At 30.0% G+C, this 24372-nt stretch carries 25 protein-coding genes, 1 tRNA gene and 1 pseudogene; 15 read left to right on the forward strand and 12 right to left on the reverse strand.

Annotated elements, in window-relative coordinates:
• From B4G36_RS14065 to B4G36_RS06260, 3 genes and pseudogenes are all read left to right on the forward strand, one after another.
• Positions 1-151: pseudogene (locus tag B4G36_RS14065) on the forward strand (IS982 family transposase); the annotation flags it as partial.
• A gap of 1043 nt (positions 152-1194) precedes the next feature.
• Positions 1195-1545 (forward strand): helix-turn-helix transcriptional regulator, encoded by a 351-nt coding sequence (locus B4G36_RS06255; protein WP_291062789.1) that lies wholly within the window; start codon positions 1195-1197, stop codon positions 1543-1545.
• A gap of 150 nt (positions 1546-1695) precedes the next feature.
• Complete coding sequence (locus B4G36_RS06260; protein ID WP_291062791.1) at positions 1696-2274, forward strand: hypothetical protein; 579 nt, start codon at positions 1696-1698, stop codon at positions 2272-2274.
• 199 nt (positions 2275-2473) lie between these two features.
• Here the strand turns inward: B4G36_RS06260 and B4G36_RS06265 are convergent, their stop codons facing one another.
• On the reverse strand, positions 2474-4696 hold the full coding sequence (locus B4G36_RS06265; RefSeq protein WP_291062793.1) for a TonB-dependent receptor: 2223 nt from the start codon (positions 4694-4696) through the stop codon (positions 2474-2476).
• A 69-nt stretch (positions 4697-4765) separates the two neighbouring features.
• Here B4G36_RS06265 and B4G36_RS06270 point away from each other — a divergent pair, with 69 nt between their 5' ends.
• Positions 4766-5860 carry a PepSY-associated TM helix domain-containing protein gene (locus B4G36_RS06270; protein WP_291062795.1) on the forward strand — a complete coding sequence of 365 codons (1095 nt, stop codon included), beginning with the start codon at positions 4766-4768 and terminating at the stop codon, positions 5858-5860.
• Between the two features lie 132 nt (positions 5861-5992).
• The gene (gene murI, locus B4G36_RS06275; protein WP_286495430.1) at positions 5993-6802 is read left to right on the forward strand and encodes a glutamate racemase; all 810 of its coding nucleotides are present in this window, start codon (positions 5993-5995) and stop codon (positions 6800-6802) included.
• Positions 6803-6874: 72 nt separating this feature from the next.
• Here murI and B4G36_RS06280 read toward each other — a convergent pair whose 3' ends face one another.
• Positions 6875-7252, reverse strand: coding sequence for a GreA/GreB family elongation factor (locus B4G36_RS06280; RefSeq protein WP_291062798.1), 378 nt, complete (start codon positions 7250-7252; stop codon positions 6875-6877).
• A 530-nt stretch (positions 7253-7782) separates the two neighbouring features.
• Between B4G36_RS06280 and B4G36_RS06285 the strand changes: the two genes are divergently transcribed.
• The 6 genes from B4G36_RS06285 to B4G36_RS06310 all read left to right on the forward strand — a co-directional run bounded on the left by B4G36_RS06285 (position 7783) and on the right by B4G36_RS06310 (position 11754).
• On the forward strand, positions 7783-8097 hold the full coding sequence (locus tag B4G36_RS06285) for a hypothetical protein (RefSeq protein ID WP_291062800.1): 315 nt from the start codon (positions 7783-7785) through the stop codon (positions 8095-8097).
• Between the two features lie 91 nt (positions 8098-8188).
• On the forward strand, positions 8189-8536 hold the full coding sequence (locus tag B4G36_RS06290; protein ID WP_291062802.1) for a hypothetical protein: 348 nt from the start codon (positions 8189-8191) through the stop codon (positions 8534-8536).
• An 84-nt stretch (positions 8537-8620) separates the two neighbouring features.
• The gene (locus tag B4G36_RS06295; protein WP_291047166.1) at positions 8621-9463 is read left to right on the forward strand and encodes an MbnP family protein; all 843 of its coding nucleotides are present in this window, start codon (positions 8621-8623) and stop codon (positions 9461-9463) included.
• Between the two features lie 44 nt (positions 9464-9507).
• The gene (locus B4G36_RS06300; RefSeq protein WP_291062804.1) at positions 9508-10548 is read left to right on the forward strand and encodes a cytochrome-c peroxidase; all 1041 of its coding nucleotides are present in this window, start codon (positions 9508-9510) and stop codon (positions 10546-10548) included.
• Complete coding sequence (locus B4G36_RS06305; protein WP_291062806.1) at positions 10535-11524, forward strand: hypothetical protein; 990 nt, start codon at positions 10535-10537, stop codon at positions 11522-11524. The genes B4G36_RS06300 and B4G36_RS06305 overlap by 14 nt, the downstream gene beginning before the upstream one ends.
• A 2-nt stretch (positions 11525-11526) precedes the next feature.
• Positions 11527-11754, forward strand: a complete 228-nt coding sequence (locus tag B4G36_RS06310; protein ID WP_114999320.1) for a YHS domain-containing protein — start codon at positions 11527-11529, stop codon at positions 11752-11754.
• A gap of 162 nt (positions 11755-11916) precedes the next feature.
• On the opposite strand, the gene B4G36_RS06315 is transcribed toward B4G36_RS06310, so the two are convergent.
• The 5 genes from B4G36_RS06315 to B4G36_RS06335 form a co-directional block, all read right to left on the reverse strand.
• Positions 11917-13311 carry an MBL fold metallo-hydrolase gene (locus B4G36_RS06315; RefSeq protein ID WP_291062808.1) on the reverse strand — a complete coding sequence of 465 codons (1395 nt, stop codon included), beginning with the start codon at positions 13309-13311 and terminating at the stop codon, positions 11917-11919.
• A 145-nt stretch (positions 13312-13456) separates the two neighbouring features.
• On the reverse strand, positions 13457-14278 hold the full coding sequence (locus B4G36_RS06320; RefSeq protein WP_291062810.1) for a YeiH family protein: 822 nt from the start codon (positions 14276-14278) through the stop codon (positions 13457-13459).
• 231 nt (positions 14279-14509) lie between these two features.
• Positions 14510-15139, reverse strand: coding sequence for a Crp/Fnr family transcriptional regulator (locus B4G36_RS06325; RefSeq protein ID WP_291062812.1), 630 nt, complete (start codon positions 15137-15139; stop codon positions 14510-14512).
• Positions 15140-15141: 2 nt separating this feature from the next.
• Entirely contained in the window at positions 15142-15555 is a 414-nt protein-coding gene (locus B4G36_RS06330) for a YeeE/YedE family protein (RefSeq protein ID WP_135836085.1), read from the reverse strand.
• A gap of 4 nt (positions 15556-15559) precedes the next feature.
• Positions 15560-16108 (reverse strand): YeeE/YedE family protein, encoded by a 549-nt coding sequence (locus B4G36_RS06335; RefSeq protein ID WP_286495420.1) that lies wholly within the window; start codon positions 16106-16108, stop codon positions 15560-15562.
• Positions 16109-16236: 128 nt separating this feature from the next.
• Between B4G36_RS06335 and B4G36_RS06340 the strand changes: the two genes are divergently transcribed.
• Positions 16237-17370 (forward strand): MBL fold metallo-hydrolase, encoded by a 1134-nt coding sequence (locus tag B4G36_RS06340; protein ID WP_291062815.1) that lies wholly within the window; start codon positions 16237-16239, stop codon positions 17368-17370.
• A 162-nt stretch (positions 17371-17532) separates the two neighbouring features.
• Entirely contained in the window at positions 17533-18744 is a 1212-nt protein-coding gene (lysA, locus tag B4G36_RS06345) for a diaminopimelate decarboxylase (RefSeq protein WP_286495417.1), read from the forward strand.
• Positions 18745-18805: 61 nt separating this feature from the next.
• Here the strand turns inward: lysA and B4G36_RS06350 are convergent, their stop codons facing one another.
• The gene (locus B4G36_RS06350) at positions 18806-19144 is read right to left on the reverse strand and encodes a hypothetical protein (RefSeq protein ID WP_291062817.1); all 339 of its coding nucleotides are present in this window, start codon (positions 19142-19144) and stop codon (positions 18806-18808) included.
• Positions 19145-19397: 253 nt separating this feature from the next.
• Between B4G36_RS06350 and B4G36_RS06355 the strand changes: the two genes are divergently transcribed.
• Positions 19398-19778 (forward strand): hypothetical protein, encoded by a 381-nt coding sequence (locus tag B4G36_RS06355; RefSeq protein ID WP_180906033.1) that lies wholly within the window; start codon positions 19398-19400, stop codon positions 19776-19778.
• Here the strand turns inward: B4G36_RS06355 and B4G36_RS06360 are convergent.
• The 4 genes from B4G36_RS06360 to B4G36_RS06375 all read right to left on the reverse strand — a co-directional run bounded on the left by B4G36_RS06360 (position 19765) and on the right by B4G36_RS06375 (position 23935).
• Positions 19765-20460, reverse strand: coding sequence for a potassium channel family protein (locus tag B4G36_RS06360; RefSeq protein ID WP_135836030.1), 696 nt, complete (start codon positions 20458-20460; stop codon positions 19765-19767). The genes B4G36_RS06355 and B4G36_RS06360 overlap by 14 nt on opposite strands.
• A gap of 9 nt (positions 20461-20469) precedes the next feature.
• Positions 20470-21942 (reverse strand): TrkH family potassium uptake protein, encoded by a 1473-nt coding sequence (locus B4G36_RS06365; RefSeq protein ID WP_291062819.1) that lies wholly within the window; start codon positions 21940-21942, stop codon positions 20470-20472.
• Between the two features lie 353 nt (positions 21943-22295).
• Complete coding sequence (locus B4G36_RS06370; protein ID WP_291062821.1) at positions 22296-23471, reverse strand: MFS transporter; 1176 nt, start codon at positions 23469-23471, stop codon at positions 22296-22298.
• A 41-nt stretch (positions 23472-23512) separates the two neighbouring features.
• Positions 23513-23935, reverse strand: a complete 423-nt coding sequence (locus tag B4G36_RS06375) for a GNAT family N-acetyltransferase (protein ID WP_125350171.1) — start codon at positions 23933-23935, stop codon at positions 23513-23515.
• A 176-nt stretch (positions 23936-24111) separates the two neighbouring features.
• Between B4G36_RS06375 and B4G36_RS06380 the strand changes: the two genes are divergently transcribed.
• Positions 24112-24196 (forward strand) — tRNA-Ser (locus B4G36_RS06380).
• The last annotated feature ends 176 nt before the right edge of the window (positions 24197-24372 follow it).

Consider the following 24372-nt stretch of genomic DNA (forward strand, 5'->3'; position numbering starts at 1 on the left):
CGATCAATTCATGATTAGACGTAATTATGCTAAAAGCTTATTAAGAATAAAAACGAGGATACTAAAAAAAATACTAACGATTACTATTATTCAATCAATAAACAGAAACCAAAATAGAAATATTAACAACTTAAAAATTAATATTACCTAAATGCACTACGGGTTTGAATAATAAAATATTTGGTTACAAATCTGAAATTGACCGAAAACATTATGCTTATTTAAAATCAGATATCATTGAAATTTTAAATTTTCAGAAAAAGCATTGTTTAAATGATGTTCAATTAGCAAAGCATTTTAAAATCAGTAGAAACTCTATAGCAAATTGGAATAAAATATTTTTATAATCACGCTATATTAAAACAATATTTATACATACGTAATATTAATTTAAAATATTTTATCTATTTTATTTGTAACTTAATTAGAAATTACACTTACTTTAAAGTCTTTCTAACATGTTTCTTAAAATTTTAGGAATAAGAATGGTAGAAGTTACTTCTTCTTAGAAAAAGTTTATTTATTACGTATTTTATTATTATATCACTAATTTACAACACTTTGCATAACTTCACAAATAATTATCTTTGCAGAATGATGATAAAGAAAAGTTGGAATTTTATTTTAAATCGACATATCCACTCCCAAATAGACGAATTAGAACTTATATAAGCGCAAAAAATGAATTTATTTTCTTTCGCTTTAGGTATCGTGTTTTATGTAAATGGAATTCGTGATTTATTCTTTGGCCATACCATTTACTTTAGTGCCTTAATAGGTATTGGAACAATTTATATGATTGTGTTTTTCTTCACTAAAATTTGGTTTAAACCTATAGCTTGGCTACTTAACCTCATCTTCTTACTTTTTGTTATTTTCTTTTTTTCCACCACAAAGGGATTTGGAAACGGCCTGTCAATGTATTATTTTGTAATTCTGATTGCTTCATTATTTATATTCAACGAAAAAGATACGGTTAAATTAAACATTATCATTTATACTATTGCGTTGATATTATTTATAATAAGTCATTATTATGATTTTAGGATTTTTACAAACGAAGATTCCGAACATAAAACATTTACATGAAATCAAAGAATTTTTACATTTATTGAAACATTCATAGGAATTATTTGCTTCGTATATTTTATTCTATCAAAACATTTTAGAGTAGCACGTTTATACAAACAAACCATGCGAAGCGAAAAAATGATTATTGAACTAAAGCGAAAACTTAGAACTGATACTCAAATTTATGCGATAGAAGAAGTCGTAAAACTAGCTGTAAAAGACGATATAGCTTATATCCCTAAATTTAAGTTAGTTTTTCCGAATTTCTATACCAATCTTTTATCCCTTAATCCTGAAATTACTCCGGACGAATTCAAATTTTGTTCTTTACTCAAATTAGGTTTTACAACAAAAGATATTGCAGAATACAACAACCTTGCAATAAGAACTGTGCAAACAAGAAAAAGTAGATTAAGAAAAACCTTTGACATCTCTTCTGAAGTTGATTTATATAAATGGATTGATGAAATATAAACTATGAATGACATAGCTCAATCAACCCTATTTACAAGAAGTAAAAATATTTTATGTAAGCAATATCCATAAACTTTAACACATTGATTTTTAAGTATCCATTCTAAAATTGAGACATTTTTCTTAAATTAGTATCTAAACAAATGAAATATGAAAGCCTTATATACTTTATTTACAATCATTTGCTTATCGCAATTTAGCTATGCACAATATTTTACTTTAACATCAAATGGATTTGTTTCATCTAAAGATAAAACTGATTATATCGTAATTGATAAACCAAATACCAAAAAAAATGAGTTATACAGAAATGTATTGTCAGCCTTATCGAGTATGTACAAAGACCCGAAAGAAGTATTGAGTTTAGCCGAAAATGAAAGCATAACAATTAACGGATATGAGCAAGAAGCTTTAACTGTAAAACAAAAAATGAATTATATGCAAATAGGAAAGTCAAAGATAGAATATGACTTATCTTATTCGATTACAATTCTCTTTAAAGATGATAAAATACGAATTAATAGACCTTCTTTTGAAGCAAGAAAGTGGAATTCGAGCATAGGAGATTATTATTATCTTGTATTGAATCCAACAAGCAAAAACAAAAATTCTATCTATAACAAAAAGAATGAAGTCGATTATCCTGACGCAGTAACTGGTTTAGAGAATCATTTTAATAAGTTAATTCAAGAGATTTTAGATAAATCGAATAAAATTAATAATTGGTAAAAATTATAGAACCTCTATAGAAAATAAATTAAAAAAAGCTATTCTTTAAAAATTAAGAAAAAGCCCTTACCAATTCTATTCTACGATTTTTTGCTTTATTGGCTTTCGAATCATTCCTGCAATCATTAATCTTATTTTTTAGTTCGGTGTTTAATTCCCTTAAAATAAAAAAGCGAATCAAATGATTCGCTTTCATAAATTAAAAATTGTATGTAAAACTTAGATTAAAAGTTCTTCCACGTCCAGCGTAATAAAACAATTCTGGAACTTTATATGCACTATACAAAACTTGTGATTTTGCACTCCAAATTGTTTGGTAATCGCTATTAAAAATATTCTGAACACCTAAATTAATTTTACCAAAAGGTAATTTGTAAGCAACCATTAAATCTGATGTATTGTATGAATCGATCACATTTTCCAAACCATCTGTGTATTTGAAACTTTGCAAAGTTTGAAATCTAAAATTCCAATTATCAAATCCATAACCTGCATAAGCTGTAAATTTAGAAGGTCCAGAAGTTGAAACATCTTGTTTTTGCCAATCACCATTTTTCTCCACTTCAGATTTGATTAGCAATGTATTTGCTCCAACATAAAATCCTCCGTTCGTATAAGAAACCTCTGCTTCTACGCCAATATTTCTTAATTTTTGATCAACCACTTCTACCCAAAGATTTAGTCCATCACGTTTTAAAGCAATATTTTTGTCGGAATTACTGATAAATCCAGAGATTTGTCCTTTAAATCCATTATTTGTTCTGAAACGATAACCAAGTTCAAATTGTCCTGTTTTCACACCAGAAAGAGGAGAATCTTTTACATTCACACTCGAACTTAAATCCCAATTATTGGTTGCAGAATTAAATTTATAATTTCCATATCCATAAAATTTTGATGGATCAGCTAATGAAACTCCTTGTGAATAAGTTGTCCAAATTTGGTTCAATTCATTAATTTTATATAACAAACCAGCATTTAGCATCGTCATATTATAGCTACTTTTTCCGCCTGGAATATTATCGGCACTGTTTCCATAACCATTAGCGATTTGCAATTGTTGAGTAGAACCAATAAAATCATCTAACTTAATCGAAATATCTTGGTAACGAATTCCTCCTGAAACTTTCAATTGGGGTAAAATATTATATTCAGCTTGCGCATATCCAGCAAAACTTGAAGAATGATTAGTTGGATAACGATCAATCGTTAAAACAGTGTGATTAATCATTCCTCCACTTGATAATGACTTCTGAGAATCAAATACATTTTGTTGACCTTCAAACTTTTCAAAATCAACATCTGCACCGTATGTTAATTTCAATTTTCCCCAATCTTTGACCAAAACAGCTTTTAGACCCGAATAATACGTATCCTGTTTAGAAGCCGACATATAAGGACTTGTCCCAGAAGGCAACGTTAAATTACCTGGGAATGGATAAAATCCTAATTTCTCAACACGAGAAGCAAATTGAACATACACATCTTGCCCTCCTAAAATATTAGTTCCATTATAACTCAATGTTCCCATTACACGCTCTGTTCCTGGATTTTTATCCGTATCAAAACCATCACGCATCTCCAAAACAGAAGCATCTCCTTTGGTTAAAACACTAATGTTTTCACCTAAATATAGACTACGATCTCCACTATATTTGGAACGATAATATTGCACAGATCCATTGATTTGATGATTCGGATTGAATTTATAACCTGCTGTTGCCAACACATCAATAGATTGATTATATTGTAAATCTAATTGCGAAATATCTGCAAATATTTGATCTCCATCTGCATCATAAGCTCCGCCATTTTGTTGAAATGCAACAGCCAAACGTCCCGTAAATTTATCATTTTTGTAACCAATAGATTGAGCAACGCGCCAATCATGATCATCACTTCCTGAAAAACCTGTACGTAAACCAAGTTCTGTTTCGCCACTAATTCCATTTTTTAGTGCTTTTTTCGTCACAATGTTGACAATACCACCTGTCGCATTTCCGCCATAAATTGCGCTTGCACCAGATAAAACCTCAACTCTTTCGATATTAAATGGATCTATTGCATCCAATTGACGACTTATGTTACGGATACTGTTTAAAGAAACTCCATCTATCATCACCAGCATTGAACGTCCACGCATATTTTGACCATAATTTGATCTTCCTTGCGAACCAACATCCATCCCTGGAATCATAATCGCTAAAGCTTCTTTTAATGGAACACCATTTTTAGCTTGTTGTGCAATTTGTTCTTGATTAATCACCCAAACAGTTCCTGCCAAATCAGATATTTTAGTAGGTTTTCTTGAAGCAACTACCACAACATCATTCAAATCTGTGGATATACTATCATTCGTTTGGGCATATGACAGCGAGGCACTCCCCAATAAAATTGTTAAACAGATGATATTTTTTTTCATAGTGTGTTTTTAAATAAATTATATTTGCTGCAAATATAATTTTTATTTATTCTAAATTAATCTTTATTAATGAAAAAATATTTTCTCTTCTTTCACAAATGGTTTGGGTTATTTACAGGTATTATTGTTTGTATTGTGGCAATAACAGGAGCTATATTTTGTTTTCAAGATGAAATAAAAGATGCTCTTTTTGATTATAGAAAAGTCGAGATTGTTCATCAACCATTCATAAAACCAAGTGAAATTATCCATAAAGTACAAGACAAAAATCCTAAACATGTTGTGCTTCGAGTGATGTATATGGATAAAGATCGATCAACGGTTGTGATGACGATGGATGATAAAAAAGAATCTTACTTTGTGTATATTAATCCATATTCAGGGAAAATTTTACATCAAGAAAATATGAAACAAGATTTTTTCTTGGTGATACAATACATTCATATGAATCTTTTATTGGGTGATATCGGAAAAAATATAATTGGTTTTTCAACTGTTATTTTTATCATGATTATGATAAGCGGTTTAATTCTTTGGTGGCCCAAAAAGAGAAAACAAGCTAAAAATGGGTTAACGATAAAATACAAAGCAAAATGGAAACGTATAAATTATGATTTGCATAATGTACTGGGATTTTATGCTTTTAGTATTGCATTTATTGTCGCTTTATCAGGTATTACATTTAGTTTCAAACCTCTTCGCAATTCATATATGCAAATCGTTAATCTTGGAAAATCATTTCCAAATGAAGAAAAAGGATATGTCTATCAGCCTAAAAAAATGTTAGAAGACAATTACACTATTGTTGATTCTGCATATGCTTATAGTTTAAAAAATAGTCCAACAGCTTCTATGTATTGGATTTATTTACCAGTTCCTGATAAAAATCCTTTAGCCGTAAGATCGTATCATAAAAGTTTGCGCTATTATGCGGTTGACGAATATCAATTTGATTCGGAACAATTTCAGGTTTCTCAATTAATGAATGAGAATTTATCAAATGGTAAAAAGTTTGCAAACTCAATGTACGATATCCATACAGGACAAATATTAGGTTTATTTGGTAAAATATTAGCCTTTACTTCTTCAATAATCGTCGCAAGTTTACCCATTACAGGTTTTATTATTTGGCGAAATAAAAAACGAAAGCAGAAAAGAAAATAATTTTATTCAAACAATTGTTGAATAGATTATAAAATTTATTATTTCTATTAATTATATGTAAATTTTCAAACCAAATTATTACGCTAACATCTTAATACATTTTGTAAATTTGTGCTTCAAATATAAGCGAATATGCAAGGACCAATTGGTGTTTTTGACTCTGGTTATGGAGGATTAACCGTTTTCAAAGAAATACAGAAAAAACTTCCGCAATACGATTATATCTATTTAGGTGATAATGCTCGTTGCCCTTATGGAATTCGCTCGTTTGAGACAGTTTATGAATACACCAAAGAATGCGTTTTTAAATTGTTTGATTTGGGATGCAACTTGGTTATACTTGCTTGCAATACAGCTTCTGCAAAGGCTTTACGAACAATTCAGCAAAATGATTTACCCGAAGGCAAAAGAGTTTTGGGTGTTATACGCCCAACAACAGAATCGATAAATGAATACACAAAGAACAACAAAGTCGGAATTTTAGCTACACAAGGAACTGTTTTGTCCGAATCGTATAAAATTGAGATGAACAAATTTCATTCAACAATTGATGTTTTTCAATTGGCTTGTCCACTTTGGGTTCCTTTGGTTGAGAATAATGAAATTGATAGCAAAGCTGCGCACGATATTGTAGAAAAAGATATTCAACGCTTATTTGATCAATCATCCGAAATCGATACAGTTGTATTGGCTTGTACACATTATCCGCTTCTTCTTCCTGTTATTTCGCAATATGTACCAGAAAATGTAACAATTCTTTCGCAAGGAGAATTGGTCGCGAATAAATTAACTGACTATTTACATCGCCATCCAGAAGTAGAAACACAATGTTCAAAAAATGGACATCTTACATTTTATACGACAGATGATGCGAAAAGTTTTGAAGCAAATACGACAATTTTTTATGGTCAGAAAATTACTGCTTCACATTTAGATGTTTAAAATATTTTTTCAGAAAATATACCAATAAAAAACCGAGCAAAAGCTCGGTTTTTTATTATGCTTTTGGACAAATTATGAAACTACTTCTACATTCAGAATTTCATATTTTTTTGTACCATCATTTGCTGGCCATTCAATTACATCGCCAATTTTATAACCAATTGTTGCTAAACCTTCGTCCATTAAAATAGAATGGCGATTCTTTTTCGGTTTTGCCTTTTCTGGACTAACAAAATTTAATTGATATTCTTGATTTGAATTTAATTCTTTTATTGTTACTTTTTTTCCTACAGTTACAATATTATCTGCCAAATCTCTTCTCAAAATTTGTTCTGCATGACGCAATTCTTTTGTCAAGATATTTTCTTGTTCTGCTGTTACTTTTTTTCTTCTTAAATGGTCTTTAATTAAATCGTATAATCCTGTTGTTAAAATAATATTTGTTGTCATTTTGATAAATTCTTAGTTAAACTTTCAATCATTCGAAGAAGATTCTCTAAGACTCAAATATCAAATGACCGAAAATAAAATTCGCTAAAATTTGATACAAATCTCCTTACAGAAAATTGAAAATAATTGATAATTAAAAAAAATAGAAGGTTCCCTGTCTCGAGTCGTAACAGGGATTAGTTGATAAACTCTTTTGAGCTTCTTAAGAAAGTATCATCATGCAAATATGCCAACGACAAAATCAACCACGATTGGTTGTTTCTTCTATAGATGTCGATAAAATTTGCCATAAATTAATCCTAAAATGATTAATTCAAAGTTACGATATCTTTCTCAATCTAAAAAATATAAACCTTTTAAGATTATTTCATTAATGTCATTTCAATAAAAAGAAACTTGAATTCAATTTCTGAAAAAACTGATAATCTTCATTTTCAAAATAAATAAAAACTGTCTATTTTTATAAAAATTTTAAGGAATTGAAATCTTACCTTTTCATACTAACTGTTGTTCTAATAACTTGTAGACCATTGCTACCAGTTATTGACTATTTAGTGAATTATGATAAGATTTCTAAAGAATATTGTGTTAATATAGAACGTCCAGAATTATTGTGTAATGGCGTTTGTTATCTGAAAGAACAGATTTCTAAGACTGTTAATGATGAACAAAATGATGATAATAAAATTCAAGTTTCTTTGCGTGCAATTGATTATTTTATTTATCAACCTACCTTCGAAATTAACACATTTACCTTCATAAAATCTATTGAAAAAATTTCGACTATCGAATTAGCTTTCGAAACTCAATATCAATTAGATCAACAACTTCAGCCTCCTATTTGATAAATAATTCTTGTTTATCAAATTATTATCTCATTAACATTTAATCAAGTTGACATTTCATATAAGATTTGTCAAAAGTTTCAATTGTTTATTGATTGCATTGTTCGTGCTTTTAATTGGTTTTCGATCACTAATTCCTTTTACTGTATTCATTAGTACTCAGGAGAAGATTATTGACGAATATTGTATCAATAAAGAGCGACCAGAAATGCAATGTAATGGAAAATGTTATTTATCGAAGCAACTAAAAGAAACAGAACAAGAATCTGATTCGGTTTTAGTAAAAAATATTCGATTTGCAGAAATTTTTATACATTTCGAATCCTTAAATATTCCATTTATTCAAGATTTTATTGTAAAAATAAAACATCGATTCTTTTGGCTATCATCCTATTCTATCGATTGGGTTTTTAAATATCTAAAACCTCCAATTGTTTAATTAATAGAACAAATATTCAGTATTGGAGAACAATAATTGTTTTCCAACAGCATTTTTATTCAAAAAAATTAAACAATTATTACAATGAAAACAATCAAATATTTTTTAAACTTATCATTTATCGCATTACTTACTTTATTTACTTCCTGCAACAACGATGATGATTTCTCTGAAATTAAATCTACCGAAACAGGTAAAATTCAATTAAAGTTTGAAAATGGATTTGATAATTTGGGAGGAATTGTTTTAGATCAAACAACGCAAACCTCATCAAACGGACAAAAACATAAATTGACAACATTAAAATATATCATTTCTAACATCACATTAATTGATGAAAAAGGAAATGAATTTGATTATCATAAAAACGATCCAGACAAAGGCGCTTTTGTTATTAATCAAGATTCTGCTATAGCTAATGTCGTTTATTTAAATTTGGATAATATCCCTCAAAATAAATATACAAAAATACGTTTCGGACTTGGTGTATCTCAGAAAGCTTATTTATTAGGACAGACTGGGCAAGCTACTTTTTGGGAAAAAGCAAAGAAAAATGGAATGACTTGGGCTTGGGCTGCTGGTTATGTTTTCTTTAAAATAGAAGGTTTTTATGGCAAAACTACTACTGATACTTTCTTCTTAACTCACACAGGAAATATGGGAGATATTAACAAAAATAATGTTCAAGATTTATATAAAGAAGTAACATTAGATTTACCTACATCTGCACGAGTAACTTCTAAGATTAAGCCATCTATTCATATTATGGCAAATTTGAATACCTATTTAAGTGGTAACCATAAATTGACATTAGATGAATCGAACAATAATATTATGGGATCTTCCAACTTTGCACAATTTGTAACAGAAAACATACAAAATATGTTTCGAGTTGATCATGTACATAACGACGAAAAAAATCAATAAAGTTTATAGCGGTGTTTGTAAAACACCGCATAATTCCACAAACAATGAATAAAATAATAACAATTATATTCAGTTTATTCATCTTGTTAAGTTGTAACGATGATGATATTGATTATGGACAAATCGTTGATGAACCTTATCATGTAGAAATTCCTTCTTATTTTCCTAAAATAACATTTGATACAGATAAATATCCGTTAACTAAAAATGGAGTTGAGTTAGGAAAAAAACTATTTTATGAAGGTCGATTATCTAGAAATAATACTATTTCATGTGCTTTTTGCCATATTCAAGAAAATGCCTTTACTCACCACGGACATCCTGTTAGTCATGGAATTGATGATCGATTAGGAATTCGAAATGCTCCTCCTATTCAAAATTTGGCATTTCTAAATCGATTTATGTGGGATGGCGTTATTCATGATTTAGCTCAACAACCAATTTCTCCTATTACAGCTGAAGAAGAGATGGATACTACTTTTCCCGAAATCATTAAGAAATTATCATCAGATTCTTCTTATCGAAAAATGTTTAAAAATGCTTTCGGAGATGATAAAATCGATGCAAATCGTATTCTCAGCGCATTAGGACAGTTTATGGCTTCAGTTGTATCAAAAGATTCTAAATATGATCAGTATTTAAGGAAAGAGACAAATTTAACCGAAACCGAAAAAAAAGGTTTACAACTTTTTCAACAGAAATGTTCAAGCTGTCATAAAGGAACACTTTTTACAGATGAGTCTTTTCGAAATACAGGAATGTATTATAATAAACAATACAAAGATGGAGGTTTATATCGTGTTACATTAGATTCGACTGACTTTATGAAGTTTAGAGTTCCAAGTTTAAGAAATATTGAAATGACCAAACCTTATATGCACGATGGACGATTCTATAGTTTAGAAGCTGTTTTGAATTTTTATTCAGAAGGCATACAAAATGATAAAAATTTGGATTCTCAACTCAAACAAAATAATCGAATTGGAATTCCTATGACAGAAGAAGAAAAAAAGGCAATTATCTCTTTTCTAAATACATTAACAGATTACTCATTTATTAACAACCCTGCTTATGCAGAATTTTAAATCTATTCAAATGAAATTATATATCAATTTATTTTTCGTTATATTATTTATACCCATTTCATTATTTGCTCATACAGAAAATGATTCTATTGTAATCTCTCATTTATATGATTTAGAATTAGAATGTGATGCTTGCGGTTGTTCAGCAACTTCAACATCAAATGGAATTGAAAATCTTATAAATTCAAATTTCGTTGGTATTCGTTATCTACATCAATCTTATAAAGCTAAAGAAGATGCTTTTTCTAATAAAAGAACGCAAAAGCAACAATTCAATACCATTCAATTATGGGCAAGAATTCCAATAAATAATAGAATTGACATCAATGCTAGTATTCCTTACCATTTTCATAATAAAGAAGGTAAAAACTCTTCTTCTATTTCTGGTATTGGAGATTTAAATATGATGGGAATAGTTAAAGTCATTCAATCAAATACAAGTTCTAACGAGCTAAAACATGGATTAAGTACTGCAATAGGTTTAAAAATTCCAATCGCAAAATTTAATCAAGCAAATGCTGAAACAACCAATCCAAGTTTTCAATTAGGTACAGGAAGTTGGGATACTCAGTTTGCAATAAATTACCAATTAGCTTTTAAGAATTCGACTTTACAATTAGTAACAGACTACAACTTGAAAGGAGAGAATAAGAAGAAATACAAATTTGGAGATCAATGGAATCAATTAATTCAATTACAACATCTTTTCATTAACAATGAATTAAAAATACTTGGAAAAGTCGGTTTTCAAAACGAACTTTATTATAAAAATGAACAATTTGGGGAGACGATTCCAAAATCTAAGGGAAAAGCTCAATTTGCGAAATTAGGATTAGAAGCAGCTGCTCAAAAGTTTAATTTTGGTATAGAATATTTTCAACCCATACTTTCTGATTTAAATTCGGGAGAAATCGAAGTAAAAAACAGAATAGGTTTCTTTTTTAATTACAATTTATTTCAATCTAAAAACAAATAACAATGAAAAAAATAGTAACATTAACATTCTTCATCATCTCTTTTTCAATTTTTGCTCAACAAAAACTAAAAGTAAAAGTTGTAAACGAGAAAGATCCTATTTGTGGAATGAATACCGCACAATTCTTAACAGATACCGCAATTTATCAAAAGAAAATTTATGGTTTTTGTAGTAAAAGTTGTAAAGTTGAATTCAAAAAAAATCCAAAAAAATACATGAAGAAAAAGTAAGAGTAAGAAAATAATTTGACAGTAGTTGCTTGATAATTCATCTTAGAATCAAGTGCAACTACTGTCATTTTTATTTAAAATTGTTACTGCTTGAGTAGTACTAGCTCTACTTCTACATTCGAATTTGATGTCAACATTTTTAAAATATTTTGAAAAAACATATTATTTCACGAATGGTTTTTGATTCAATTTCCAATCAGCAATTCCTCCACTATAGTTTTCAACATCAAAACCTTTCGATTCCAAAAAACTTTGCGCAATCGTTGCCCGATCTCCAGCTTGACAATGCAAGACAATTTTTTTAGTTGGATCTAATTCATTGTATCTTTTTGGTAAATAACCGACAAAAATATGCTTCGCTTCTTCGATATGACCTTCTTTAAATTCTGTTTCACCTCTAACATCTAAAATCTGAACCTCTTCATTTCCAATGTAATTTTCCATTGTATCTGCGTCGATTAAAATAGAAGATTGTAAAGAACTTAAATTGTTAAATAAATCTGTTGGTTTAATGTAGCCGTAAATATTATCCAAACCAATTCGCATCAATTTTCGTGTCATTTCTTCTACTTCATCCTCTTCTACAATCAACACAATTGGCTCTTGATAATTTACCATCCACCCCATCCATGTATTGAACGTTTTATTGTTTTGAATATTAAGCGTTCCTGGAATATGCAATTGGGAAAAATCTGTTTTGATACGCGCATCAATCACTTTCATTCCAAAATCTTTTGCTTTTTCAAATTCGATGTACGTTAATTTTGCCCACTTCGGAACTTCGATCAACAAAGGACGTTTTGTTTTATTCAACTTTTTCATCATTGCAAAATAAGCTGGCGCTTCGGGTTGATCTGCCAATAAATAATCAACAAATCCTTTTTCATTCGAATCAAATTGCAACGCCCAATTTCTGATTTTCTCATAACCAACCGTCGTACTTGCTACAGCTCCCAAAGCTTTTCCGCAAGCAGAACCTGCTCCATGTGCTGGCCAAACTTGTAGATAATCTGGTAATGCTTGAAATTTTTTCAACGATTTAAACATCTGCTTTGCTCCTACTTCTTTAGTACCAATTAATCCAGCAGCTTCTTCTAATAAATCTGGACGACCAATATCTCCTACAAAAACAAAATCTCCAGTAAAAATCATAACTGGTTCTTTCGTCGCAGGTTTATCCGTCAACAAAAGACTAATACTTTCTGGCGTGTGACCTGGTGTATGCATCACCTCAAAAATTAGATTTCCAACTTTTATTTTATCCCCATTTTTTAATCCGATATGTTCAAAATCGTATTGCCAATCTTCTCCGCCTTCATCAGACAAATACATCTTCGCACCTGTTACATAAGCTAACTCTTGGCTACCAGAAAGATAATCAGCATGAATATGTGTTTCGGCAATATGCGTAATTTTCAGCTTATTTTCTTCTGCTATTTTTAAGTATGTATCAATATCTCTTTTTGGATCGATTACAATTGCTTCTCCTTTTGCTTGACAACCTACAAGGTAACTTGAATGCGCCAATGACTTTTCAAAAATGTGTTGAAAAAACATATGATAATATTTTTATGGTTTAACCTTTTTTAATTTGTTGAATCAAAGTTAAGTTACTAAAAAACAATCGACAGTAACCAATGTTACAAACCTAAAAATAGAGAGGATAGAGATTTTAAAAATAATTTAAAACCAAAACCAAAGATCAAATGGAAATAAAAATCCAAAGTAATATTCCGTATGATAAGGTTTTAAAACCTGCTTGTTTGATGGATTGTAAGTTAATCAACGAGCCAATCATAAATAAAGCAACAACCATTAATTGTTTCGAAATTCCTTGTAAAATATGATAGACTTTTTCGCCTTGAGGAAAATAAGTAGCGATAAGCATTGTTGCAATAAAACCAATAATGAAATAAGGAAATTTGTAAGAAGAGTTCTCTTTTTTGTTGAAATAACCAATTAATAAAGCCAACGGAAAAATCCATAATGTTCGGCTCAAATTTACAGTTGTTGCGACTTCCAAAGCTTGTTCACCGTATTGTTTAGCTGCACCGACAACAGCACTTGTATCGTGAATTGCAATTGCCGACCACAAACCAAATTGATATTGCGATAACTGAAAATAATGTCCAATTAACGGAAAAATCATTAACGCAATCACATTCAACACAAACACAACTGACATGGCAATGGTAATTTGATTGGCTTTTGGTTGTAAAACTGAAGAAATTGTAGCTATAGCGCTTCTTCCACAAATAGCAGTTCCGGAAGTAATCAGCAACGATGTATTCTTGTTGATTTTTAATAACCGGTAGAATACAAATCCTAATGTAAAAAAACTTAACACAGAAATAAAAGTGAGAAAAAATCCATCTTTACTTACCGAAACTGCCTCGTGAAGATTCAAACCTAACCCTAAACCAATGATTGCAATATTCAATAATTTCTTTGAATATCGCTTTGAGATTTCCCAAAATTCATTCTGAAAAATTAAACGATAACCAACTCCTAAAAGTAACGCCACAGACGACTCTGCAAAAGGAAAAAATTAAATAGCAACAATCCAAAATAAACTATACGGGCAATCATTTGTTTTATGAAATACAAAAACAAAAGTAATTGACCGTATCAAAATAGATTGTAACATTTGTTACAATAAGATTATTTTTAGAAAATTTTTCTACTATAAATTGTTTCAACAAAAAAAAGTAAGCTTAACAATGAGCTTCCTTTTTATATTTTTTTAAATAATTTCTTACTTAATCGTGATTTCGTTTCGGTTTAATTGAAGAAAAGCTTCCTTTTCTAAAGCTTTTAATAAACGAGAAATAACAACACGAGAAGTATTGAGCTCATAAGCAATTTCTTGATGCGTTTTTAACACAACTTTACCTTTATTGATACTTGCGACATCCAACAGATATTTTTTCAAACGTTCGTTCATATCATTAAAAGCTAAATTGTCAATCGCTACCAACATTTCCTCCATTCTATTATTGTAACTATCAAAAATAAAACGTCTCCACGAAGGATATTTTGCCAACCATTCGTCCATTTTTACAATCGGAATCATCACCAGTTCTCCATCAGTTTCGGCAACAGCACGTATTTTACTTTGTTTATCACCCAAACAACACGCCATCGTCATAGCACATGTATCACCTTTTTCGAGAAAATACAACAACAATTCTCCTTCGTCAAAATCTTCGCGCATAATCTTGATTGCACCACTCAAAAGAATTGGCATTCCTTTGATAAATTGGTTTAAATCAATCATTACATCATTCACTTTAAATTCTATCAAAGATCCTAATTCATCAATTTCATTCAATAATTCTTCTTCAAATTGATATGGATAAGTTGCTTCTATTTTCTCTTTTATCATGTTTAATGTGGGATTTTGTTTCTAATTTTTCCGTAAAGAAAAGTACCGATTAATGCACCTACAATTGTAATTAAAATTGGATAAACTCCTGCCCCTAACAACACAAATATTGGTCCAGGACAAGCGCCAACTAACGCCCAACCTAATCCGAAGAAAATTCCTCCGATCAAATAACGAGCAATTGATTTTGTTTTGGGTTGAATCACAATTTTTTCACCATCGATATCTTTTGCTTCTTTCTTTTTCATCCATTGTATGCCAATCAAACCTACAACCAAAGCCGAACCGATAAATCCATACATGTGGAAAGATTGAAAATTGAACATTTCGAAAATACGAAACCAAGAGGCTGTTTCTGCCTTGTACATGGTTACACCAAAGATAACGCCTAATATGATATAAACTAAACTTCTCATGAGATTAAAAAATTAAAGGAAACAAAACGTGAACCATCAAAAGTCCACCGATAAAAAAGCCGATAACAGCGATAAATGAAGGTAATTGCAAATCACTTAAACCCGAAATCGCATGTCCAGATGTACAACCTCCTGCATAGCGCGTTCCAAAACCAATTAATAATCCACCAACAAATAATAAAGCTATATTTTTTACAGACATCGTTTCGAAAATTTCGGTTGGAGAATATGCTTTTCCTGCACTTTCAAATCCCATTGCATTCAATTTTGCAATTGTAGCTTCTGAAATTTCAGGAATTTGATTATCTGATAAAAAATGTACCGAAACAAAACCTCCTATTATTGCACCGACTAAGAATAATAAATTCCATTTTTGAGATTTCCAATCAAACGAGAAAAAATCACATGATTTTCCTCCTCCCAAAGCAGAACAAATCGTTCTGAAGTTTGATGAAAATCCAAAACTTTTTCCGAAATAAATCAATAAAAGCATTACAATCGCAATTATTGGTCCGCCAATATACCATGGCCAAGGTTGTAAGATAAATTCCATTTTATATTTTTTCTAAAACGTGTACAAAGTTGGTAAATCAAAATTAAAATGAAAGTTACAAATGTTACAGTTTACTTAAGATATATTATTTCAAAAGCAATCCAAGAATTTTATACATTTGATCATTAATGAAAAAAATCAATAAACGAAAAGTTTTTAAACGAATGCTTTACTTCCTATTAAGTTTGATTGTAATTCTTGTAATTGCAACTTTCGCGGTTCTACAAATGAATACTTTTGGTGCTGAAGCAACTGGAAAACGATTGGAACGAATGAAACAATCGAAGTTGTATAAAAATGGACAATTTCAAAATATTCATCACACGCCTGCATTTGCAGAAGGTTTTGATACTAAAAAAGTGATGTGGGACTTTTTCTTTGGTGCGAAAAATCCAAAACTTAATCCTAAAGATTCTATTCCGCATATTCAGACAGATATTATATCAATTGATAAAAATGATAATGTATTTATTTGGTTGGGACATTCGTCTTATTATATTCAATTGGATGGTGTTAATTTCCTAATCGATCCTGTTTTTAGTGATTATGGTTCACCTTTACCAATTTTCAATAAAGCGTTTAAAGGAGCAAATACGTATCACGCAAAAGATTTCCCAAAGATTGATTATTTGGTTATTTCACACGATCATTACGATCACTTGGATTATGAAACGGTGAAAGAATTACGTTCAAAAGTGGATAAAGTGATCATTCCGCTTGGAGTTGGCGCACATTTCGAGAAGTGGAATTATTCGCCCGATCAATTAATCGAAGAAGAATGGAACACAAGCCTAACTTTAAAAAATAACTTAAAAATTACTTTTACACCTGCTCGTCATTTTTCTGGTCGAAAATTTAAACGAAACACAACACTTTGGACTTCTTATGTATTGGAAACGCCTACGCAAAAAATATTTTTAGGTGGTGATAGCGGTTATGATACGCATTTCAAAGAAATTGGAGAAAAATATGGTCCGTTTGATTTTGCGATTCTCGAAAATGGTCAATATAATGATGCGTGGAAATATATTCATGCTTTACCAACAGATTTGCCTGCAATTATCAATGATTTGAAAGCAAAACATATTATTCCTGTTCATGCTGCAAAATTTGCTTTGGCAAAACATGCTTGGGATGAACCTTTGGAAAAAATTATAGAGAATGGTAAGCAAAATAAGCACGATATTTTGACGCCTATGATTGGTGAACCACTAAATTTGAACGATTCTGTCTTTCACTTTAAAGAATGGTGGAGGGATTAAAACATTCATTCGCGAATAATATTCGAAATATTTTTCAAATTTTTAAATAATATTCGAAATTATTGATTTATAACAAGTTTATTCTGAATTTTATTCATAAAACCATTTGTATTCCGTAATTTTGGCAACTGAAATTTAACTTTAAACAAAAAAATAAACAAAATGGAACTGAATAGAGAACGTCTATTGGAATTGGTGCAAAAATATGGTGCGCCGCTGTATGTGTATGATGCGAACAAAATTAAATCGCAATATGAAAAGATGACAAATGCATTTTCTACAGTCAAACGTTTAAAGTTAAATTATGCATGTAAGGCGAACACGAATCTTAATCTTTTAAAGTATTTCAAATCACTTGGTTCAGGATTGGATACAGTTTCTATTCAAGAAGTAGAATTGGGATTAATGGCGGGTTTCAAGCCTAAAGAAATCATTTATACACCAAATGGTGTTTCGTATGCTGAAATTAAAAAAGCAATTGATTTAGGTGTTCGCATCAATATCGATAACCTTTCTGTTTTAGAAACATTTGGTCAAGATTTTCCTAAATATCCAGTTTGTGTGCGTATTAATCCACATATTATGGCAGGTGGAAATGCAAATATTTCGGTTGGACATATTGATTCAAAATTCGGAATTTCTATTCACCAATTACCACATATCAAACGTGTTGTAGAAAATACAGGTTTACATTTGGATGGTGTTCACATGCATACAGGTTCTGATATTTTAGATATTGATGTTTTCTTACAAGGTGCTGAAATTTTATTTGAAGTTGCAGCAGAATTCAAGAATTTATCTTACATCGATTTTGGATCAGGATTTAAAGTTCCTTACTATCCAGGCGCAGACGAAACAGATATTGAATATTTAGGAGAACGTTTATCAGCTCGTTTCAACGAGTTCGAAAAAGCGTACGGAAAACCTTTGACATTAATGTTCGAGCCAGGAAAATATATGGTTTCTGAAGCAGGATCTTTCTTAGCAACTGTAAATGTTGTGAAACAAACAACTTCTACTGTTTTTGCTGGAATTGATACAGGTTTCAACCATTTAATTCGTCCGATGTTTTATAGTGCTCATCACGAAATTGAAAATATTTCGAATCCAGAAGGTCGTAGCCGTTATTACACAGTTGTGGGATATATTTGTGAAACAGATACGTTTGGATCGAATCGTAAAATAAATGAAATTAGCGAAGGAGATGTGTTGTGTTTCCACAATGCTGGAGCATATTGTTTCTCGATGGCTTCGAACTACAATTCGCGTTTCAAACCTGCGGAGGTCTTGTTAATTGACGATAAGGATTATTTAATTCGTCGTCGCGAAACAATTCAAGATTTAATCGCAACAACAGAGGATATAAAATTCTAAGCTCAGAATTTTTATATATTTTTATAGTATTTTAAAGCTCAATTCAAGGATTGGGCTTTTTTTATTTCCCTAATTTCAGTGGTTTACTAAAAAATATCTCATGCACAACACTTCTTATTAAGTTTTGTCCGTATGTTTTTGAATCATCATATTCATAAGGAATTCTTTTCTCAACTGGCTTTAAAGGAGAAACATCTTGTTGTTTATTTGAATAATTTTTAAAATAATCTTCCATCAATTCATTATTCTTTTCAAGCGATAAATCTTGCGAATACTTAAAATCAAAATAGCCAGATTGTTGAGCAAAATTCATCAACAATTTATTTTTTAAATTATCATTCTGAGCAACTTCTTGCGCAAAAAGAGCAATTGGAAAAAGAAAGAATAAAAGTATTTTCATTATCAATCATTTACTGTTTTAAAGTTATGAAAATATTTTAAAGATTCAATCTATCCAATTTTAAATACTTTACAATGACATTCATCTTATGCAATTCGAGATGAATTAAATACTTTTGTCACAAAGTTAGCATATGAAAGAAAAAAAAGATAAACGAAGTGCCTCTCAAAAATTAATAGACGATGCTTTCTTCCTATTTTTGATGATTCTTGGGGCTTTTTGTGTGTTAATAATACTTGTTGTTGTCTAAAAAATGAAATTGTTTGATACTTATTTTAGTTTTTATATTCTGAGTTGGATTTTTATCAAACTTACCCGAATTTATTCCATAGAAATTGAGTATCTCAACCATTATTTAACTGATATTTTTGCGGTACCTGCTATGACGCACTTAGGAAGTTATATCATTTCGAAAATTAAATACAACAATCAAGTTTATGTTTATCCAACAAGTTATTTGGTAATTACTGCTTTTGTTTTGAGTCTTTTATTAGAATTTATTATGCCAAAATTTTCTTCGAATTATACAGCAGATATATTAGATGTTGTCTGTTATTTTATGGGAATTATTTTTTACTTAAAATTCCATAAACCACATGTATTAGAGTTTAAGAATAAGATTATTGAATATTAAATTTCTTTAAGAATTTATAAATTTCTTGATTTGCTCCATAGATTACCAATACATCATCTTTTGTAATTACTGTATTTGATGTAGGAAAACCTTGTACTTCTGGAACAATTTTATATTGACCTAAAAAACTAGCTTCTTCTTTGTTTTTAATAATTGTCATTACCAAAATATTATGTTGCTTTTTGAATTGGATTTCATCAAATGTTTTTCCAACCAATTCATTTGGTGTTACAACCTCTATAATGCTAAACTCTTTGTTTAATTCAAAAGAATCTACAACTCCTTTCACATTTAGTTTTTTTGTCCAACGTTCTGCAGATTCAGCTTCGGGTCGAATAATTTCTGTAACTCCAATTGCTTGCAAAACATTTTCGTGTAAAGAATTGATAGAACGACTAATCAAACGTTTTACATTTTTATTTTTAAAAATAGCAGTAGCCATAATATTGGCACCTTCATTTTCCCCAATACTTACAATTACAATATCTGTATTATTTAGTGGTAATTTATTAATTGATAATTCATCTGTTGCATCTAAACAAATGGTATAGGATAACTTATCTTTCAAAGCTTCAACACGTTGAATATTATTGTCAACACCGATAATTTCGTGACCAAGCTTTACCATTTTCTTACCAAGCGCCGCGCCGAAATTTCCTAAACCTATAATTATTATTTTCATAATTTTCTTTTAAATTAAAATATCATCTGATGGATAACGATAATTAGATGAAACAGTTTTCTTAAAAAAAGCCATCAAAATTGTAATCATTGAAACACGACCAATAAACATCATTGTAATGACAACAATTTTACTTGGATCTGATAATGTAGGTGTTAAATTTAATGATAAACCAACAGTAGAATAAGCTGAAAAAGCTTCGAATGCAACATCAATAAGATGTAAATGATTATCAAATTTTGTTATTAAAAATATTCCTGTTCCAATGACTAAAAAAGATAAGGTCATTGTAGCAAAAGCTTTTTGTACATTGATAGGGCTTAATTCTCTTTTGTAAATTTCGATTTTATTTTTTCCGCGTGCAATATTAATAAAATTAAGAATTGCAATTGCAAAAGTACTCGTTTTAATTCCTCCTCCTGTTGATGCTGGTGAAGCACCAATCCACATTAACAAAATAACCAAAAGTATGGAAGAGAATTGTAAGTGAGAAAAATCTATATTATTAAAACCTGCTGTACGAGGCGTTATGGCGATAAATAAAGCTGAAATAAACTTTCCGAAACCTTGATGTTGTCCTAATGTAGAATAATATTCTTCGAAGAATAATATGATTGTAGAAATAATTAGTATTGTTAATGAGGTGATTAAATTAACTTTAGAACTTAATGTAAAAACCCAATTCTTACGATTATTTTTATTATGGAGAATTTTTGAAATTAATTTTCTGATTAAATAATCTGTATAACGTAGAATATTAATCAAGATAGGAAAACCTATTCCTCCTAAGAATATCAATGTGATTAGAACAGATTGAAATCCATAATTGTGAACAAAACCTTTGTTCATTAATCCATTTGGCAATGTAGAAAAACCTGCATTACAAAAAGCCGAAACTGAATGAAAAATACTAAAAAATAATTTGTCAACAATACTAATATTATAAGGTGCAATTGAAATATAAATTAATACAGCTCCTACGAATTCGATACCAAAAGTTAAATAGATAATCCTTTTTACAAAAGAAAAAACTTCACTCAAAGAATCGTTGTTTGCAATACTTCCTAATGCTATTTGATTCTCATAAGAACTATTTCCTTTGAAAAAATAAGCAATATATCCAGCAAATGTCAAAATACCTAAACCTCCTGCTTGTATTAATAACATTAAAATAAAATGACCAACAGGCGTATAAGTTATATAAGTATCAACAGAAGTTAATCCTGTTACACAAACTGCGCTCGTCGCTGTAAATAGTGCGTCTAGAAAAGAAATTGGATGATATGTTGCTTTTGGCAACATAAGTAAACAAGCTCCTCCAAAAACTAAAATAAAAAAACTGAAAATAAATAATTGGGGAGGAGTAATTACAGAACGTTTGAAATTAAGGTTAGGTGTAGCAATTTCTCTTACTAATTTTAAAACAATAGCAAATTGCAAATATTTGCTGACAAAAAACCAACTATAATCGGTTATTTGCATTTTAATGCAATAAAGAATAAATAGTATACTTACTATATCAAAAATGATGACTCGCGGAATAATTTTTTCTTTAAAATAAACATATTTAAGTATTGTTCTTAAAATTCCGACAGATAGTAGAATGATAAAAAAAATGTTTATATAAAGTTTATACTCAACAGGAAATCCAAATCCAAACATTACCAATAATGCTATAATAGCTAATGTGTACGATATTGAAAGGATTACGTTAAAAAACTTATTGTTTACTAAAATTCGAAACATATTTGTTTCATAATAATTAAAAAGGCAAATTTATAATTATGTATACTTCTTACAAGTTAATCATTACTTTTTTTTTGAAAAGCTATAAATTAGTTATTAATGTTTTTAAAGATTTTCATTCTACCAACCATAAAAACCATAATCAATCCAAAGCAAGCAAATAACGCATAAGAATATCTCAAATCAAAAGCTTCAGCAATATAACCAATCAGTGGTGGTCCCATCAAAAATCCTAAAAAAGAGATACTCGAAACCATTGCTAATGCAACGCCTGGATTTACATTTTTGTTTTTTCCTGCTACACTATAAACCGTTGGCACATTACACGCAACACCCAATCCAACCATCATAAATGCAATTGTACACACAATAAATTGAGGAAAAAATACTGAAAGCATCAAACCAGAAAACATCAAAATTCCACTAATTTGCATCACGCGTTGTTTTCCATATTTACTGATAAAATAATCACCAACGAAACGTCCTGTTGCCATCATCACCATAAACGAAGCATAACCAACGACAACTAAATTCTGTGGCGCTTTTACAATATCTTGGAAATAAACACCACTCCAATCGAACATCGCACCTTCTGTTGCCATGCTCAAAAAACCTATAATTCCTAGTTGAACCAAAACAGTATCTGGTTTTGAAAAAATAGATTTCTTTTCCTTCGCTGGAGCTGGTGTAGAATCGACTAAATATTTTTTATTAATGAACCAACTCAAAATAATTAAGCCATAAATAATCACAAAATGATAAAATGTATTCACATGCAAATTCATCATCAATAAACCAATCAAAGCACCTGTAAAACCAGCGATACTCCACGCACCATGAAAAGAGGACATAATCGATTTTCCATATATTTTCTCTACCTCAACTCCTTGCGTATTCACCGAAATATTGCACATGTTTCCTATTACTCCAAAGAAAAATAAAACAGCACCTAATTGATAAAAATTTTGAGCCAAACCTATACAACAAAGAATTAAAGGATAAATTAAAACGACAATTCGTAAGACATTTTTACTTCCATATTTCGCGACTAATTTTCCTGAAAGCGCCATTGTACACAACTGTCCAATCGGCATTAACAACAATAATGTTCCCAATTGTCCTTCAGAAATTCCTAAATCTGATTTAATCGTCGGAATACGACTTGCCCAAGACGAAAAAGCTAAACCTTGCGAAAAAAAGAAGAGCGAAACAGCGAATCGAATGCGATTTTTTTGAGTTGATGATAATTCTGTTGATGAAAGCATGGCTAAAAAATATGCGACAAAGTTAAGCTACTCTCCTGAAATTATAAACTCAAATGCAAAATAGGATAAGCTTTTCCCTCGTTATCTTTTTCAGAACGAGAAGTAACCTTAAAACCTTGGCTTAAATAAAAATCAATCGCTTGCTGATTTTGTTCATTCACATCAACCGATTTCACATTCAATTCTTGAATAGAAAAATCCAACAAAGTCTTCCCTACTCCCTTTCTTCGAAAATCATTGTGAATAAATAACATTTCAAGATTTTGCTCTGCAACACCTACAAATCCTACCAATTGATTTCCGATTTCGTAACCAAATAAGGCTACATGCGGAAAATAATTAGGTAAATTTTCTTTATAATATTCAAAATCTTCTTTTGCTAAAAAATGGTGTGTGTTACTAACCGAACTTACCCAAATATCTCTCAATCTCGGAAAATCTACTTCTTCAATTCTTCTAATCATGACTAAAATTAATTACAACAAAGATATAAACGACTCTTTTCAAAAAAAACAATAAAAATATTCTATTGAGAATCATTTTGTTAAAAATTATTTTAAAAATAATTGTTTTTAGAATTTGGAAAAACGAAAAAGCGTTCTATATTTGCACTCGCAATACCGCAATAGACTGCGTTATTGGAGAGTTGGCAGAGTGGTCGAATGCGGCAGTCTTGAAAACTGTTGAGGGTCACACCTCCGGGGGTTCGAATCCCTCACTCTCCGCTAAGAAAACCCAATAGAGTAATCTGTTGGGTTTTTTGTTTTTCTGAAGTTTTTTTCCTTTCATTTTCATAAAACTGAAAGGAAAACAAAAAATAATAGATGCGAAGTATCTAGAGTTTTCTTAGAATTACTTTCTTTTCTAGGGAATATGAAATAATCGGATCAGTATCAAAAGT

The organism is Empedobacter sp. UBA3239 (genome assembly GCF_002362875.1).
In the GTDB taxonomy this organism is placed as follows: Bacteria; Bacteroidota; Bacteroidia; order Flavobacteriales; family Weeksellaceae; genus Empedobacter; species Empedobacter falsenii_B.

What these genes read in the sequence shown, in the direction of transcription:
- B4G36_RS06265 (WP_291062793.1), bottom strand. Translation starts at nt 4,696, where the DNA reads ATGAAAAAAAATATCATCTGTTTAACAATTTTATTGGGGAGTGCCTCG.
- B4G36_RS06255 (WP_291062789.1), top strand. Translation starts at nt 1,195, where the DNA reads ATGCGAAGCGAAAAAATGATTATTGAACTAAAGCGAAAACTTAGAACT.
- B4G36_RS06325 (WP_291062812.1), bottom strand. Translation starts at nt 15,139, where the DNA reads ATGATAAAAGAGAAAATAGAAGCAACTTATCCATATCAATTTGAAGAA.
- B4G36_RS06260 (WP_291062791.1), top strand. Translation starts at nt 1,696, where the DNA reads ATGAAAGCCTTATATACTTTATTTACAATCATTTGCTTATCGCAATTT.
- B4G36_RS06350 (WP_291062817.1), bottom strand. Translation starts at nt 19,144, where the DNA reads ATGAAAATACTTTTATTCTTTCTTTTTCCAATTGCTCTTTTTGCGCAA.
- B4G36_RS06355 (WP_180906033.1), top strand. Translation starts at nt 19,398, where the DNA reads ATGAAATTGTTTGATACTTATTTTAGTTTTTATATTCTGAGTTGGATT.
- B4G36_RS06330 (WP_135836085.1), bottom strand. Translation starts at nt 15,555, where the DNA reads ATGAGAAGTTTAGTTTATATCATATTAGGCGTTATCTTTGGTGTAACC.
- B4G36_RS06300 (WP_291062804.1), top strand. Translation starts at nt 9,508, where the DNA reads ATGAATAAAATAATAACAATTATATTCAGTTTATTCATCTTGTTAAGT.
- B4G36_RS06360 (WP_135836030.1), bottom strand. Translation starts at nt 20,460, where the DNA reads ATGAAAATAATAATTATAGGTTTAGGAAATTTCGGCGCGGCGCTTGGT.
- B4G36_RS06340 (WP_291062815.1), top strand. Translation starts at nt 16,237, where the DNA reads ATGAAAAAAATCAATAAACGAAAAGTTTTTAAACGAATGCTTTACTTC.
- B4G36_RS06375 (WP_125350171.1), bottom strand. Translation starts at nt 23,935, where the DNA reads ATGATTAGAAGAATTGAAGAAGTAGATTTTCCGAGATTGAGAGATATT.
- B4G36_RS06270 (WP_291062795.1), top strand. Translation starts at nt 4,766, where the DNA reads ATGAAAAAATATTTTCTCTTCTTTCACAAATGGTTTGGGTTATTTACA.
- B4G36_RS06335 (WP_286495420.1), bottom strand. Translation starts at nt 16,108, where the DNA reads ATGGAATTTATCTTACAACCTTGGCCATGGTATATTGGCGGACCAATA.
- B4G36_RS06280 (WP_291062798.1), bottom strand. Translation starts at nt 7,252, where the DNA reads ATGACAACAAATATTATTTTAACAACAGGATTATACGATTTAATTAAA.
- B4G36_RS06310 (WP_114999320.1), top strand. Translation starts at nt 11,527, where the DNA reads ATGAAAAAAATAGTAACATTAACATTCTTCATCATCTCTTTTTCAATT.
- lysA (WP_286495417.1), top strand. Translation starts at nt 17,533, where the DNA reads ATGGAACTGAATAGAGAACGTCTATTGGAATTGGTGCAAAAATATGGT.
- B4G36_RS06305 (WP_291062806.1), top strand. Translation starts at nt 10,535, where the DNA reads ATGCAGAATTTTAAATCTATTCAAATGAAATTATATATCAATTTATTT.
- B4G36_RS06365 (WP_291062819.1), bottom strand. Translation starts at nt 21,942, where the DNA reads ATGCAAATAACCGATTATAGTTGGTTTTTTGTCAGCAAATATTTGCAA.
- B4G36_RS06315 (WP_291062808.1), bottom strand. Translation starts at nt 13,311, where the DNA reads ATGTTTTTTCAACACATTTTTGAAAAGTCATTGGCGCATTCAAGTTAC.
- B4G36_RS06295 (WP_291047166.1), top strand. Translation starts at nt 8,621, where the DNA reads ATGAAAACAATCAAATATTTTTTAAACTTATCATTTATCGCATTACTT.
- B4G36_RS06370 (WP_291062821.1), bottom strand. Translation starts at nt 23,471, where the DNA reads ATGCTTTCATCAACAGAATTATCATCAACTCAAAAAAATCGCATTCGA.
- murI (WP_286495430.1), top strand. Translation starts at nt 5,993, where the DNA reads ATGCAAGGACCAATTGGTGTTTTTGACTCTGGTTATGGAGGATTAACC.